Origin of the sequence: Pseudomonas sp. BJa5 (assembly GCF_030272875.2) — a bacterium.
In the GTDB taxonomy this organism is placed as follows: domain Bacteria; phylum Pseudomonadota; class Gammaproteobacteria; order Pseudomonadales; family Pseudomonadaceae; genus Aquipseudomonas.
In genome coordinates, this window is the sequence record NZ_JALRNG020000015.1 from 48,204 (window position 1) to 63,620 (window position 15,417).

The window sequence follows — 15,417 nt, forward strand, 5'->3', positions numbered from 1 at the left end:
TCACTGAGCCTGATGCATGGCAGATTGTTCATGCAATATGTACCGCAAGGGTACTGATGGGATGAGTTCAACTCGTGAACTCATTCCGCTGAGGTAGTACGCCATGGCACCAACCCACCCCGCTATCAATTTCATCCAGGCGCGCATTCCCACCTGGGTTGCCCGACTCAAGCGCAAGGAGCTGGCAGGCCTGTTGCCTGACAGCGCCACCGCCAGCGAGCCGCAATGGCTACGCAGTGCATCCGCTCGAATGCGCAAGGAGTTGCTGGCCAACCAGGCCCGCAGCCATGCCTCGCGCCATGAGGCGGCCAAGGCATTCGCTGCGTTGCAAAGCGCCTATGAGTTCTGCTTGCCGAAAATCGATGCGATGCTCAAGGAAAAGTTCGACGTTACGGTCGATTGCCTTCAAGCGCAGTTCGTGAAACGTGTGGCTGGCTTCAATGTGAGCAGCACTTCGGTGTTCGAAGCTGCAATGAAGAACTTCACCGCCGATGAAGTAGTCGCACTTCGGCGCGACACATCCAGCCTCCTGAGCCGGGCCGCGAGTTCGCCGGCCTATCCTGATCGCTTGCCTGTTTCGGCGGCCGAATTTGCCCAGGCGTGCCGGGAGCTTGATCTGGGCCGGCACTATCAGGAACACCTGAAAAGCGTGCTGGATTCGGCACAGGACCAGGCACTGCTGCGCAGCAAGAAGAAGACCGTGCTGCGCGACCTGCTGCGGGTGGATGCGACGATCGCACGGATCAAGGGCGACATCGATGAGCAGGGGTATACCCTGTTGGCCGCGTTGTTGCGCCAGGCAGAGGTCGCCCAGGCGCAAGTGCCGCTCAGCCCCAGCCTGCCCTCGGGCCATGTCTTCACTGACACCCGGTGCATGCGGCTGAGCTTGTCTGGCGTGGCATTGACGCAAATCGTGATCATGGCACCTTCCGTGACAGACGCCAGTGCCATCGTGCCTTGTATCGTCTTTATCCCGGGCGATCCGCTGCACCCGCTCAAGCAGTATGCCTCGTTGGAGGATTTCAAGCGTGACCTTGTCAATCGACTTGCGGCCAGGGACTTCCAGCAGTTCCTGGCGCGTTTCGTCACGCTCAACGAGCGGCCAGCTTTCCTTGACCTGCTGCTGGAGCCTGGCCTTTACCGGGCGCAACACTGGCAGCTGTTCAACGTGCATCGGGAGTTGTTCGATGCGCTCTACACCGAAAGTGTCCGCTACATCAAAGACCAGGCCCGGGCATTGGTGAGGAGTACCCTGGACAGCGACCGGGGAGACCTGGACACCTTCTACAACTCGGCACTTGCTGCGTCTGGTCTAGGCGCGCTGGTTATGCCTGCGGTGGGTGTTGTCGCCTTTACCGCCGTGCTTACGGCCAAGTGGTTGACGCGCTACTTCCATGCTGCCGACCATTGGAATGCGCGTGTGCACGAAAGTGGTCAGGCGTTCTTGCGTGCGGTCCTGCTCAATGCGGCCATTGCCGATGGCGAGGAGGAAGACGACCTGCAGGTGCCAACCGAGATGGCACGGCTGATCGCGGTGCGCCTGGAGAACGGCCAGGAGCGGCTTTGGCACCCCAACGTGTTGCCCTATGCACAGGAGGTTCGCTGGAAGAACCAGTTGGCACCTAATCGCCCCGACGGCATTTATGACGTGGAATCCCAGCAGTGGGTGCGGATCAACAACGAAATCTATCGGATCGAAAAAGACCCCAGGCTGGACAAATGGCGCATTGTCTCGCCCCGGGATCCGGCCTTGTTTCGCCCGCTGCTCGAACATAATGGCCAGGGCGCCTGGCACCATGTGATGGAGCAACCCCACCTCTGGAGTCGCAGGACGCTGCTGCGCCGCCTCGGGTACGTGACCGAGCGGTTCGATGTGGCGCAACTGGAGCTGCTGGGGGCAATCAGTGGTGTGACTACAGCGCAGTTGCATGAGGTATTTCGTGACGACGCACCGTTGCCAGGCGTGCTGCACGACACCTTGATTCGACTTACCGCCGATCGCCAGGTGCAGGACCTGATCAGTCGAGCACGTCGGGGCGCGCTGTTGCCGGGGGATTTCACCCATGTGGCAGCGTTGCTGGTGACGTTGCCGAACTGGCCACGAGGCAAGACGCTGGAGCTGTATGACAGTGTCGAATACTTTGGCTCCCCCGTGGAAGTACATGGCACCGCTATCGAAGGCGTGGCGCCGCTGAAGATTGCACGCACCGATCAGCAGCAAGATCGACTGTTTGACCGGATCGTCGAGGTGCTTCGTGCCGCCGCCCGGCCTCGACGTGACACATCGGATGAAGAAGACGACGGCGACGACGCGTCTGCGCGTGACGCGCTGTGCCAGACGGTGGCGGGAGGGTTGGAGCAGACTCGCCGGGGACTGTTCCAGCGGTTCTATGCGCAACTGCCGACGCTGGTGGCTGTCCCGGTCGACGATGAGCAGGCATTGGCCAATTTGCAACGCTTGTTTCCCGTCTTGCCAAGGCCAGTCGCCGTACAATTGCTGCAAATGGCTGACGCCCGCGAAAGGGCCACTTGGCAAACTATCCAGGCGCCGTCCCTGCAGCTGGCGCAAAGGGCGGAAGAAGCAGGAAGGCGCGTGCGCTTGAGTCGCGCATTCACCGACTTCGAACTTGGTTATCTGCAGAATGAAGACACCCAGGTGCTGGCCCTGAGGCTGCTTGAGCAGTTGCCTGGCTGGCCGGGGCAATTGCGCCTGGAGGTGCGTGACCTGAGTCGCGAAGGACGTCTGCTGGCTGGGATCGGGGCGCTCAGTGCAACCAACCACCGGGTGTTGGTCCGCGTCATGCGGGGATGGGAGCTGTACGATGCCGGTGGGCTGCGCCTGGGTACTTACTACAACCGAAGCTACAGCTTCTTTGAGGCGCTGTTCGCTGCCTTGCCGGCACTGACCTTGCGATCGTTGCAAACCTGGCCTACAAGCGCCGAAGCCTTGCGTCGAAGCTTGCGCGACATGGCGACCGGGGATCCGGAGCGGGCGCGCAGGCTGCTGGGGATGGTTGCGGCGTCTAGCTGGTTGAGTCTGCGTCAGCCCGACGCGGCCGGGCGCCGTGTTTATCCAGGCAGCAGCCTGGTCAACCGGGTGTTTGGCAGGCGTACGCTGCAGCAGCGCCTGGAAGCGTTGTTCGTCGACGACACCCCGGAACAGATCGCTGTTCGGCTCCAATACCTCGTGGGTAGTGCGACGCAGAATGAACAGGTGGTAGCAGGCCTCGAGCAGCGTTTGGCGTCGTTCGAGTCGCAGCTTCATACCTGGGCCAGGGATACCGGGAATGAGTCTGTCAGGAGACGGGTAAGAGGAGGAACAATCAACTACGTCTGCGGACCTGAACGGCGCATGGAGCTCGCTCAGTTGCTCGGTTCGGCATGGCGCTTTCAAGTGCTCAATGGCCGGACCTTCAGGCTTTCCTCCGGTGGACTGCGCTTGCGCATCATAGACCGACCCATTGCCAGTCTGCCGCCATTGAGCGATGAACTGGCGTCGGTGGAGATTCTTGAGCTCGAGGATCTGGATATTTCCAGTATCCCTGAGAGCTTCCTGCGGGCCTTGCGCAACCTCCGTGAGTTGAGAATCCGGGATGTGGCGTTGCAAGCGCTACCCGAAGCCATCGGCAATCTGGCCTCGCTGCAGGTCCTGGAGCTCAGCTGTCCGGGTATGCGGCCCGAGGCATTGGCGCCTTTACGCACTGCGCGGAGCTTGACGGAGCTGTACATCAATTTCGGTGAAGTGCCGTCGCACTGGACGGTGGACCATATGTCAGTCTTGTCAGCCATCTTGACGTTAAGGGGGCTGGACATTGTGGGCAGCGCCGCAACGTTCGAGGCCGGAGCGTTCGCCGGGCTGGGACAACTTCAGCGGCTGAACCTGAGCGGCAACCGGATTGCGCTCGATGCCGGATCGGCGGGGCAGTGGCAGGGCCTGACAGGGTTGCAGTACCTCAACCTCTCTGACAACCCGCTGGGGCATGCGCCCAGCCTGGTGGGTATGACACAGTTGCGTAGCGTGATGCTGGAGCAATGTGACATCAGTGAATGGCCAGCGGGGCTGGAAAGTTTGCCCGCAGTGACTGGGGCGTCGTTGCTATACAACCCTATTGCCCGGGTGCCGGTCGGCGCCGGACGTGTCGTCGGGCTGCGGCTGTCGCTTGGGAATCTGGAAGCGATTGAACGCCAGCGGGTCATTGACGAGATGGCGACAGTCCACAATCTGCAGCGCTTTTCGCTCACCTTCGAGTACCGGCAGATGGAACTGATGGAGGGCGCGGCGCCGGAGGAGCGATGGCAGTGGGAGGAGATGCTGGCGTCCGAAACACCTGGCATGTACCACTTTGCCAGGCAGCTTTATTCGATGGCATCGACTGAGGTGGTACCCGGTAACCGGTCCAACTTCCTGGAGGCGGTACAAACGTTGTTCAGGCTGATGGTTGCCAACCTGGATTTCAGAGAAATGGTTTGTAGTTATGTCCTCCGGCAGAGCGAAACGGGGCACAATCACTTAGAAATATTTCATGGGGTAATGGTGTACGCACAAGCGCACACAGTTGACCGGGAGCCCGGCAGGGAGCGGAGCATGCTGATGCAGCTGACGCGCGAGTACGGGCGCGGGGTTGCATTGATCCGGTATGTGGAGGAGCACATTCATGAATGGATCGCACCGGGGCGAGTCGTCGATTTCGCCGAGGTGCTCAATGGCTTCCAATCCAGGTTGGCGAGGGTGATGACGCTCCATCTGCCCTTGTTCGAACGCAGGCCCCTGGTTGAACTCGACTGGATCAACGATGCGATGGTACAGGCGGCAGCGGATGCGATAAGGAGCAGGGAAGGTCGGGACGTTGTGCGGTGGGCACTGGCGGACCTTCATTGGATAAATTACCTGCGAAACGAATTTGCCGAGCGCTACGATGAGGCGCTGGCCGTCGCGCAAAGCGCCAGGGATTACCTTACCCAAGCGTTTACGACGGCGCAGCCCGCTGTGCCGAGCGAAGCGGTCCGGTCACTGCTGGCCAGGGTCATGGAGGTTGCGCCAACTGAGGTGCAGGCGACGAACATTGCCCGTTCCAGACTTCCTGCAGCACAACGGGACGCGCGCCTGGACGAGTGGCGGGAGCGCCTGGAAACATTGCTCAGGCAAGACTGGGTGGATTTGAGGCGCGCCCTGCTCGAAGAAGTGTTCAGGCCAGCACCGCCAGCCTGAATGCACAACTGAAACGCAAAAAAAACCGAAGCCCAGGCTTCGGTTTTTTTGTGGCTCGGACTCAGGCCGGGAACAGCTCGCTCAGTTTCATCGACAGCATCATGTCGCCTTCGACGCGCAGCTTGCCGCCCATGAAGGCCTGCATGCCGTCGGTGTCGCCGCTGACGATACCCTTGAGGGTTTCGCTGTCCAGCACCAGGGTGCAGTTGGCGTCGGGGTTTTCACCTTCCTGGATTTCGCAGGTGCCATCCTTGACGATCAGGGCGTAGTGCTTGTCTTCGTCGGTGATGTTGAAACCGAACACCAGGTCAAGACCGGCAGCAGCGGCTGGGTTGAACTTGGCTTTCATCGCTTCGACGGCTTTTGCTACATCGCTCATGGTGTGTTCCTTGTTAAGTGATTTGCGCGACCTTGCGGGTCGCAACGTGCCGGTGCTCACCGGTAGGTGATGAGCTCCGGCGCCTTCAACAGCTGCACGTGTGCCTGGCTGTTGAAGGAAGCCAGGGTCACCTCGCGGCCACGGAACTTCAGGTGGCTGAGCGAGGTGTTGATGATCTGCCAGTTCAGCTCGAAAGCCTGGCCGGCAGTGATACGGGTTACCAGGTGGAGCAGGGCGGCGATGGTGCCGCCGGAGGTAAAGATGGCAATGTTGTCGCCGCTGCCGGCCTGCTGCAGTACCCGCTGCAGGCCGCCGTCGACGCGCGCGACGAACGTCTGCCAGGACTCGGCGCCTTCGCAGGCGTGCTCACCGCCATGCCAGCGCTGCACCAGCAGGGCGAACAGGCGCTGGAACTCGCTGCGGTTTTGTGTAGCGTTGCGCAGGATGTTCAGGGCCTCGGGCTCTTCCGGCAGCAGACCGGGCAGCAGGGCGCGGATCATCGCGTCGGCATCGAACTCGTTGAAGGCGTTGTCGGTTTCCAGCAGGGGGACGTTACAACCTGTGTTGTGCATGGCCGCCAGGGCCAGGCGCGCGGTGTCCTGCTGACGGCGCAGGTCGCCGGCCAGGCAGCGATCCAGGCGCAGGCCCAGTTGGGCCAGGTGCGCGCCGAGTACCTCGCTCTGGCGGATGCCCACGGGCGAGAGGACGTCGTAGTCGTCCGCACCGAATGAAGCCTGGCCATGTCGAATCAGGTAGATACTGCCCACGTCGTCCGCCTGCACTAAGGATGAGCCGAGGTTAGGTTGCCGCCAGCAGGCTGTCAATGAAAAAACATACAAGCGTTTGAAAAGAGCGTTTGAACTGCGTTGCCGGAGATTTCCTACGCTGGTAGGGGCAGGGCGGCCTCGGTATGCTTGACTATTGGTTCGCGCCGCACGGGCGCAGGTATGTTAAGGAGTTACTGTGGAGTTTCTTGCAGAGTACGCAAGCTTTCTCGCCAAGACCGCGACCCTGGTGATCGCGATCCTGATTGTCCTCTCGGCGATCGCCGGGCTGCGCGGCAAGGGCCGGCGCAAGGCCGGCGGGCAATTGCAGGTCAACAAGCTCAACGAGTTCTACAAGGACCTGCGCGAGCGCCTGGAGTCCGGGATGCTCGACAAGGCCGAGCTCAAGGCCCTGCGCAAGCAGCAGGCCAAGGAGCAGAAGCAGCAGAAGAAAAAGCCCGACGACAAGTCGCGGGTGTTCGTGCTCGATTTCGACGGCGACATCAAGGCCTCGGCCACCGAGAGCCTGCGCCACGAGATCAGCGCCGTGCTGAGCCTGGCCACCCCCCGTGACGAAGTGGTGCTGCGCCTGGAAAGCGGCGGCGGCATGGTCCACAGCTATGGCCTGGCCGCCTCGCAACTGGCGCGCATTCGCCAGGCCGGCGTGCCGTTGACCGTGTGCATCGACAAGGTGGCGGCCAGCGGCGGCTACATGATGGCCTGCATCGGCGAGAAGATCGTCAGTGCGCCGTTCGCCATCCTCGGTTCGATCGGCGTGGTGGCGCAGCTACCCAACGTCAACCGCCTGCTGAAGAAGCACGATGTCGATTTCGAAGTGTTCACCGCCGGTGAGTACAAGCGCACCGTCACCGTGTTCGGCGAGAACACCGAGAAGGGCCGGGAGAAGTTCCAGCAGGACCTGGACATCACTCACCAGCTGTTCAAGGATTTCGTCTCCCGCTATCGCCCGCAGTTGCACATCGACGAGGTGGCCACCGGCGAGGTCTGGCTGGGCGTTGCTGCGCTGAACAAGCACCTGGTCGATGAGCTGATGACCAGCGACGAGTACCTGGGCCAGCGTGCCCGTGAAGCCAACCTGTATCACCTGCACTATGCCGAGCGCAAAAGCCTGCAGGAGCGGGTAGGGCTGGCGGCCGGCACCACGATCGAGAAAACCGTGCTGGGGCTGTGGAGCAAGCTGGGGCAGTGGCGGGCTTGAAATGATCGCGGGGCAAGCCCGCTCCCACCAGGTGATGCCTGTGGGAGCGGGCTTGCCCCGCGAAAGGCTGACGGATCAGCGACGACGGAACAGCGGTTGCGGTTCGTCAGTGGCGGCCTGGTAGGTCACCGAGAAGTCTTGCAGGCTTTGCAGCGCTTCGACCGGGTCCTTGTCGGCGCGCAGGGCGAAGGCGTCGAAACCACAGCGTTTCATGTAGAACAGCTGGTCACGCAGCACATCGCCAATGGCTCGCAGCTCGCCGGTGAACTTGTAGCGATCACGCAGCAGGCGCGCATTGGAGTAGTTGCGCCCGTCGGTGAAGGCCGGGAAGTTCAGGGCGATGACCTGGAACTCGTTGGCCACCTCGCCGATTTCCTCGGCTTCTTCATCGGCGTCCAGCCACACGCCCAGGCCGCCATCGCGGGCCTTGAGCATACGGCTGTGTTCACGCCACAGCTGCAACGGCACGATGTAGTCGTCGCAGTTGGTCACTTCGTCGATGCTGAAATCCTTGGGCAGCAGGTGCCAGGTTTCGTCGACGATTGCGTTGTTCTTAATGATTCGCTGCATAGACGCGTTCCTTGAAAGGGTCGATGCCAATACGCTGGTAGGTGTCGATGAAGCGCTCGTCTTCGGTACGTTTTTCAACGTAGACGGCGATCAGCTTCTCGATCACATCCGGCATGTCGTCCTGGGCAAAGGAAGGGCCGAGGATCTTGCCCAGGCTGGCGTCGCGGCTGGCGCTGCCACCCAGGGAGACCTGGTAGAACTCTTCACCTTTCTTGTCCACCCCGAGAATGCCGATGTGACCGACGTGGTGGTGACCACAGGCGTTCATGCAGCCGGAGATGTTCAGGTCCAGTTCACCGATGTCGAACAGGTAGTCCAGGTCGTCGAAGCGGCGCTGGATGGATTCGGCGATCGGGATCGACTTGGCGTTGGCCAGGGAGCAGAAGTCGCCGCCCGGGCAGCAGATGATGTCGGTCAGCAGGCCGATGTTCGGCGTGGCGAAGCCGTTCTCGCGCAGTTCCAGCCACAGCGCGTGCAACTGGCTCTGCTCGACGTCGGCGAGGATGATGTTCTGCTCGTGGGAGGTGCGCAGCTGGCCGAAGCTGTAACGCTCGGCAAGGTCGGCCACCGCATCGAGCTGCTTGTCGGTCAGGTCGCCTGGCGCTACGCCGGTGGGCTTGAGCGACAGGGTCACGGCCACGTAGCCCGGCTTCTTGTGCGCCAGTACGTTGCGGGTGCGCCAGCGGGCGAAGCCGGGGTGCTGTTGTTCCAGCTCGCTGAAGTCGAGGTTGTCCAGCGCCTTGTAGTCCGGGTCGACGAAGTGCTTGGCCACGCGCTGCACTTCGGCTTCGGTCAGGGTGGTGCTGCCGCCGCGCAGGTGGACCATTTCGGCCTCGACCTTCTCGGCGAAGACTTCCGGCGTCAGGGCCTTGACCAGGATCTTGATGCGCGCCTTGTACTTGTTGTCGCGACGGCCATAGCGGTTGTACACCCGCAGGATCGCGTCCAGGTAGCTGAGCAGGTCCTGCCAGGGCAGGAACTCATTGATGAAGGCGCCGACCACCGGGGTACGGCCCAGGCCGCCACCGACCAAAACACGGAAGCCCAGCTCGCCGGCGTCGTTGTACACCGGCTCCAGGCCGATGTCGTGCACTTCGATGGCCGCGCGGTCGCTCGATGCACCGTTGATGGCGATCTTGAACTTGCGCGGCAGGTAGGCGAATTCGGGGTGGAAGGTGGTCCACTGGCGGACGATCTCGCACCAGGGGCGCGGGTCGATCACTTCATCGGCAGCGACACCGGCGAACTGGTCGGTGGTGACGTTGCGCAGGCAGTTGCCACTGGTCTGGATCGCGTGCATCTGCACGGTGGCCAGCTCTTCGAGTATGTCCGGGATGTCTTCCAGCGCAGGCCAGTTGTATTGCACGTTCTGCCGGGTACTGATGTGGGCGTAGCCCTTGTCGTAGTCGCGTGCGATCTTCGCCAGCATCCGCGTCTGGCGGGAGGTCAGCTGGCCATAAGGCACGGCGACCCGCAACATCGGGGCAAAACGTTGGACATAGAGGCCATTTTGCAGGCGCAGGGGGCGGAACTCTTCTTCGCTCAGCTCACCGGCCAGGTAGCGGCGGGTCTGATCACGGAACTGCTTGACGCGGTCCTCGATGATCCGCTGATCGTACTCGTCGTATACGTACATAGGGGTCCTGTTCTCAAGCTGCTTGCAGCTAATCGCGCGCACGGCCGCGCACTCCCAAGCGGAGCGGAGGAAAGATAGCAGTTTGCGTTTATGCGCAAAAGTGATGTTTTAGCATATGAAAAGAACCATTTGGACTAAGTGAGACTGACTGGCATTTCGCCGTTTCAACCCCGCGGGTGTTTATAATCGGCGGCTTTGAATAGCAGGAGCGAATCCGCATGCTCAAGGCCTTGTGCCACAGCCTTTGCCTGAGCCTGCCGCTGGCGGCCAGCGCGCAGGCCGCGTCGGTGGTGTTTCTGAATCCGGGCTATTCCAGCGAAACCTTCTGGGTCAGCTACTCGCGGTTCATGCAGGCCGCAGCGAGCGATCTGGGCATGCAGTTGCAGGTCCAGTACAGCGAACGGCGCCCCGAACTGGCCCTGACCCAGGCGCGCCAGGTGCTGGAAGGCAAGGATCGACCGGATTACCTGGTGCTGGTCAATGAGCAGTACATCGCCCCCGAGATCATTCGCCTGTCGCGCGACAGCGGGGTCAAGCTGTTCCTGGTGCACAACGGCCTGACCCCGGACCAGGCGAGCCTGATCGAAGAGCACCCGGACAAATACCCGCCGGTGCTCGGCAGCCTGGTCGGCAACGACGAACAGGCCGGTTACCAGATGCTCAAGGAACTGATCGCCTTGCGCGCCCGGCCAGGCATGACCCGGCCGATCGAGTTGCTGGCATTCTCCGGGATCAAGACCACGCCTGTCTCGCAGTTGCGCGAGCAGGGCATGCGCCGGGCCCTGGCCGAGCATCCGGAGGTGCGCCTGCGCCAGGTGGTCTATGGCGGCTGGGTCAAGGCGCGGGCTTACGAGCAGGCACGGCAACTGATCCAGCGCTACCCGAAGGTGGAGCTGGTCTGGTCGGCCAATGACGAGATGGCCTTCGGCGCCATGCAGGCTTTCACCGAGGCTGGGCGCACACCAGGCAGAGATGTCCTGTTCAGTGCCGTCAACAGCTCCCCGCAGGCCTTGCAGGCGCGTATCGACGGGCAATTGAGCGTGTTGATGGGCGGGCACTTTTCATTGGGCGGCTGGGCCATGGTGCTGTTGCACGATGATGCCCTGAAGCTGCCGATCAACCGCGACGGTCGCGGCGAACAGCAGGTCCCGGTGTTGCAGTTGATCGACCCGCTGCGGGCGCGCCGCTGGTTGCAGCTGCAAAACCAGGCCGACTATGGCCTGGACTTCAACCGCTTCAGTGCCCAGGGGCACGCTGCCGGGTACCGCTACCCATTCCTGAGAGGGCCGGTCAATTATTAGAAAGCCCTTGCTTGAGCAACGGACATTGCTGGACTTAACTGCTACGGGTGACATGCATTCCCGATAAACACTACAAGAGGCGATGCAATGGGTAACTCGACCAAAGCGGGTAAGAGTGACAGCAGTGTCGACGCCTGGGCGATACTCTGTCTGATCATCCTGGCTGTCGTGACCGCCGTGTATTGGGTCAGCCACCAGTGACATCACGCGATGGGTAACCTTGTACCGCCCGCAGAATGGACACCTGCGGGCGGTTTGCATTTCAGCGGGCGGTCAGGTGCATGGCCAGTTGCACCAGCCCTACCAATACCAGAATGAAGACCAGGGTGAAGACGGTGCCCAGCGCAATGAAATGGCTGGCCTTGCCGTAGGTGAAGTCGCGGGCGCGGTTCTTGCCGCTTTGCACGCCGAACGCTGCTGCCAGGATGCTTTGCAGCATCTGCCAGAAGGTCGGGGGTTTGCCCTGGGTGGGTTCGTCCATGAGGGGCTCCTTTGGGTGAAGGCATCTCCCTCAGTGTAGACCGCATCGCGGGGCAAGCCCGCTCCCACAGGGTAAATGCAATCCCTGTGGGAGCGGGCTTGCCCCGCGATCACATCAGTTGTCGTAACCCAGGTTAGGCGCCAACCAACGCTCACTTGCGCTCAGCTCCTGGCCTTTGCGCGCGCTATAGCTCTGGACCTGGTCCTTGTCGACCTTGCCCACGGCAAAGTACTGCGCCTGCGGATGGGCGAAGTACCAGCCGCTGACCGCCGCCGCCGGGAACATGGCGAAGTGATCGGTAAGGAACACGCCGCTCGGGCCGGTCTCGCCGATCTCGGTGCCGTCGAGCAGGCGGAACAGGGTTTCTTTCTCGGTGTGGTCCGGGCAGGCCGGGTAGCCCGGGGCAGGGCGGATACCCGAGTACTGCTCCTTGATCAGCGCCTCGTTGTCCAGGTGCTCATCCTTGGCGTAACCCCAGTAGTCCTTGCGCACCTGCTCGTGCAGCCATTCGGCGCAGGCTTCGGCCAGGCGGTCGGCCAGGGCCTTGACCATGATCGAGCTGTAGTCGTCGCCCTTGTCCTGGTAGGCCTTGGCCACTTCCTCGGCGCCGATGCCGGCGGTGGTGATGAAGCCGCCGACATAGTCGGTGAGGCCGCTTTCCTTCGGCGCGACGAAGTCGGCCAGAGAGAAGTTCGGCTTGTTGTCCGGCTTGATGGTCTGCTGGCGCAGGTGGTGCAGGCGGGCCAGGGGCTGGCCGTCGGCGCCATAGACGTCGATGTCGTCATGGTTGACCTGGTTGGCCGGCCAGAAGCCGAACACCGCGCGGGCGCTGATCAGCTTCTCGTCGATCAGCTTGGCGAGCATGTCCTGGGCGTCCTTGAACAGCGCGGTGGCCGCTTCGCCGACCACTTCGTCGGTGAGAATGCGCGGGTACTTGCCGGCCAGGTCCCAGGAGATGAAGAACGGCGTCCAGTCGATGTACTGGGCCAGTACCTTGAGGTCGATATCCTCCAGCACCTTGACCCCGGTGAAGCTAGGCACTGCCGGCTGGTAGCCGGTCCAGTCGTACTGCGGCTTGGCGGCAATCGACTGGGCGTAGCTCAGGCGTTCGGTGCGGGCGCTGCGGTTGGCGGTGCGCTCGCGGACCTCGACGTACTCCTGGCGGGTCTTCTCGACGAAGCCCGGCTTGAGTTCCTTGGACAACAGCTGGGTGGCGACACCCACCGCGCGCGAGGCGTCGGTGACGTAGACCACCGCATCGTTGCTGTACTTGGGCTCGATCTTCACCGCGGTGTGGGCCTTGGACGTGGTCGCACCACCGATCATCAGCGGCAGGTGGAAGTCCTGGCGCTGCATTTCGCGGGCAACGTGGACCATTTCGTCCAGCGACGGCGTGATCAGCCCGGACAGGCCGATGATGTCGCACTTCTGCTCGCGGGCGGTCTGCAGGATCTTCTCCGCCGGGACCATCACGCCCAGGTCGACGATGTCATAACCGTTGCAACCGAGCACCACGCCGACGATGTTCTTGCCGATGTCGTGCACGTCGCCCTTGACCGTGGCCATGAGGATCTTGCCCTTGGCTTGGGGCTTGTCGCCTTTTTCGGCTTCGATGAAGGGGATCAGGTGGGCTACCGCCTGCTTCATCACCCGGGCGGATTTGACCACCTGGGGCAGGAACATCTTGCCGGCGCCGAACAGGTCGCCGACCACGTTCATGCCGCTCATCAGCGGGCCTTCGATGACCTCGATCGGGCGCGCGCATTGCTGGCGGCATTCTTCGGTGTCTTCGACGATAAAGGCGGTGATGCCCTTGACCAGTGCGTGTTCCAGGCGCTTGTCGACCGGCAGCGAGCGCCACTCTTCGTTCTCCACTTCCTTGCTGGCGCCGCCGCCCTTGTAGTCATCGGCGATCGCCAGCAGGGCGTCGGTGCCGTCCGGGGTGCGGTTGAGCACCACGTCCTCGACCTTCTCGCGCAGGGCGGCGGGGATCTCGTCGTAGATCTCCAGCTGGCCGGCGTTGACGATACCCATGGTCAGGCCATTCTGGATCGCGTGGTAGAGGAACACCGAGTGGATCGCCTCGCGCACCGGGTTGTTGCCGCGGAAGGAGAACGACACGTTGGACACCCCACCCGAGCTCAGGGCATACGGCAGGTGGTCGCGGATGTAGGCGCAGGCTTCGATGAAGTCCACGGCGTAGTTGTTGTGCTCTTCGATGCCGGTGGCCACGGCGAAGATGTTCGGGTCGAAGATGATGTCTTCCGGCGGGAAGCCCACTTCGTTGACCAGGATGTCGTAGCTGCGCTGGCAGATTTCCTTCTTGCGCGCGGCGGTGTCGGCCTGGCCGACCTCGTCGAAGGCCATCACCACCACGGCGGCGCCGTAGCGCTTGCACAGTTTGGCGTGATGCTTGAAGGCCTCGACGCCTTCCTTCATCGAGATCGAGTTGACGATGCCCTTGCCCTGGATGCACTTGAGGCCGGCTTCGATCACTTCCCACTTGGAGGAGTCGATCATGATCGGCACGCGGGAGATGTCCGGCTCACCGGCGATCAGGTTGAGGAACTTGACCATGGCCGCCTGGGAATCGAGCATCCCCTCGTCCATGTTGATGTCGATCACCTGGGCGCCGGCCTCGACCTGCTGCAGGGCGACTTCCAGGGCCTCGGTGTAGTTCTCTTCGCGGATCAGGCGGGCGAACTTGGCGGAGCCGGTGATGTTGGTGCGCTCGCCGACGTTGACGAACAGCGAGTTGCGATCGATGGTGAACGGCTCCAGGCCCGACAGCCGGCAGGCCTTGGGAATGTCCGGGATCGGGCGCGGCTTGTACTTGGCCACGGCCTCGGCGATCGCCTGGATATGCCCCGGGGTGGTGCCGCAGCAACCGCCGATGATGTTGAGGAAGCCACTGGCGGCGAACTCCTCGACCACCACGGCCATCTCGGCCGGGGTTTCATCGTACTCGCCGAAGGCGTTCGGCAGGCCGGCGTTGGGGTGCGCGGAGACGTGGGTGCCGGCCTTGTCGGACAGCTCCTCCAGGTACGGGCGCAGGTCCTTGGCACCGAGGGCGCAGTTCAGGCCCACCGAAATCGGGTTGGCATGACGCACCGAGTTCCAGAAGGCTTCGGTGGTCTGCCCGGACAGGGTCCGGCCGGACGCGTCGGTGATGGTCCCGGAGATCATGATCGGCAACTCGACGCCGTCGTCCTCGAACACCTGCTGCACGGCGAAGATCGCCGCCTTGGCGTTGAGGGTGTCGAAGATGGTCTCGATCAGGATCAGGTCGGCGCCGCCCTCGATCAGGCCACGGGTGGCCTCGACGTAGTTTTCCACCAGCAGGTCGAAGGTGACGTTGCGAAAGCCCGGGTCGTTGACGTCCGGGGAGATCGAGCAGGTGCGGCTGGTCGGGCCGAGCACGCCGGCGACGAAGCGTGGCTTGTCCGGGGTCTCGAGAGTCTTGGCGTCGGCCACCTGGCGGGCGATGCGCGCGCCTTCGACGTTCAGTTCATAGACCAGCGACTCCATGCCGTAGTCGGCCTGGGAAATCTGCGTGGCGTTGAAGGTGTTGGTTTCGAGAATGTCGGCACCGGCATCCAGGTAGGCCTTCTCGATGGCGGCGATCACGTCCGGACGCGAGAGCAGCAGCAGGTCGTTGTTGCCCTTGACGTCGCTTGGCCAATCGGCGAAGCGCGTGCCACGATAGTCGTGTTCCTCGAGGCGGTAGCTTTGGATCATAGTACCCATGCCGCCATCGAGAATCAGGATGCGCTCTTTGAGTGCTTGCTGAAGTGCTTGGAAACGAGCGCTGCGGTCAGACATAGGACTACCTGGTCGGGCAAAGACAAAAGTTGCGGA

9 protein-coding genes are annotated in these 15,417 nt (G+C 62.3%); 3 read left to right on the plus strand and 6 right to left on the minus strand.

Features of this window, described 5'->3' with window-relative positions:
- Positions 1-103 precede the first annotated feature (103 nt).
- Positions 104-5,209, plus strand: coding sequence for a leucine-rich repeat domain-containing protein (locus M2D63_RS11035; RefSeq protein ID WP_285862934.1), 5,106 nt, complete (start codon positions 104-106; stop codon positions 5,207-5,209).
- 61 nt (positions 5,210-5,270) lie between these two features.
- Here M2D63_RS11035 and M2D63_RS11040 read toward each other — a convergent pair whose 3' ends face one another.
- Both M2D63_RS11040 and M2D63_RS11045 read right to left on the minus strand, forming a co-directional pair.
- Complete coding sequence (locus M2D63_RS11040) at positions 5,271-5,588, minus strand: SCP2 sterol-binding domain-containing protein (RefSeq protein WP_285862935.1); 318 nt, start codon at positions 5,586-5,588, stop codon at positions 5,271-5,273.
- 56 nt (positions 5,589-5,644) lie between these two features.
- Positions 5,645-6,355, minus strand: a complete 711-nt coding sequence (locus M2D63_RS11045; RefSeq protein WP_285862936.1) for a histidine phosphatase family protein — start codon at positions 6,353-6,355, stop codon at positions 5,645-5,647.
- Positions 6,356-6,551: 196 nt separating this feature from the next.
- Here M2D63_RS11045 and sohB point away from each other — a divergent pair, with 196 nt between their 5' ends.
- Positions 6,552-7,571 carry a protease SohB gene (gene sohB, locus M2D63_RS11050; protein WP_285862937.1) on the plus strand — a complete coding sequence of 340 codons (1,020 nt, stop codon included), beginning with the start codon at positions 6,552-6,554 and terminating at the stop codon, positions 7,569-7,571.
- A gap of 75 nt (positions 7,572-7,646) precedes the next feature.
- On the opposite strand, the gene M2D63_RS11055 is transcribed toward sohB, so the two are convergent.
- Together M2D63_RS11055 and M2D63_RS11060 are read right to left on the minus strand one after the other, a co-directional pair.
- Positions 7,647-8,141, minus strand: coding sequence for a DUF934 domain-containing protein (locus tag M2D63_RS11055; protein ID WP_285862938.1), 495 nt, complete (start codon positions 8,139-8,141; stop codon positions 7,647-7,649).
- A complete protein-coding gene (locus tag M2D63_RS11060; RefSeq protein WP_285862939.1) occupies positions 8,125-9,777 on the minus strand; it encodes a nitrite/sulfite reductase in 1,653 nt (550 codons plus the stop codon). Before M2D63_RS11060 ends, M2D63_RS11055 begins: the two co-directional genes overlap by 17 nt.
- Positions 9,778-9,995: 218 nt before the next feature.
- Between M2D63_RS11060 and M2D63_RS11065 the strand changes: the two genes are divergently transcribed.
- Complete coding sequence (locus tag M2D63_RS11065) at positions 9,996-11,078, plus strand: ABC transporter substrate-binding protein (RefSeq protein ID WP_285862940.1); 1,083 nt, start codon at positions 9,996-9,998, stop codon at positions 11,076-11,078.
- A gap of 262 nt (positions 11,079-11,340) precedes the next feature.
- Here M2D63_RS11065 and M2D63_RS11070 read toward each other — a convergent pair whose 3' ends face one another.
- The gene (locus M2D63_RS11070; RefSeq protein ID WP_285862941.1) at positions 11,341-11,559 is read right to left on the minus strand and encodes a DUF2970 domain-containing protein; all 219 of its coding nucleotides are present in this window, start codon (positions 11,557-11,559) and stop codon (positions 11,341-11,343) included.
- 114 nt (positions 11,560-11,673) lie between these two features.
- Positions 11,674-15,381: a methionine synthase gene (metH, locus tag M2D63_RS11075; protein WP_285862942.1), complete on the minus strand. Its 3,708-nt coding sequence runs from the start codon at positions 15,379-15,381 to the stop codon at positions 11,674-11,676.
- Positions 15,382-15,417 lie beyond the last annotated feature (36 nt).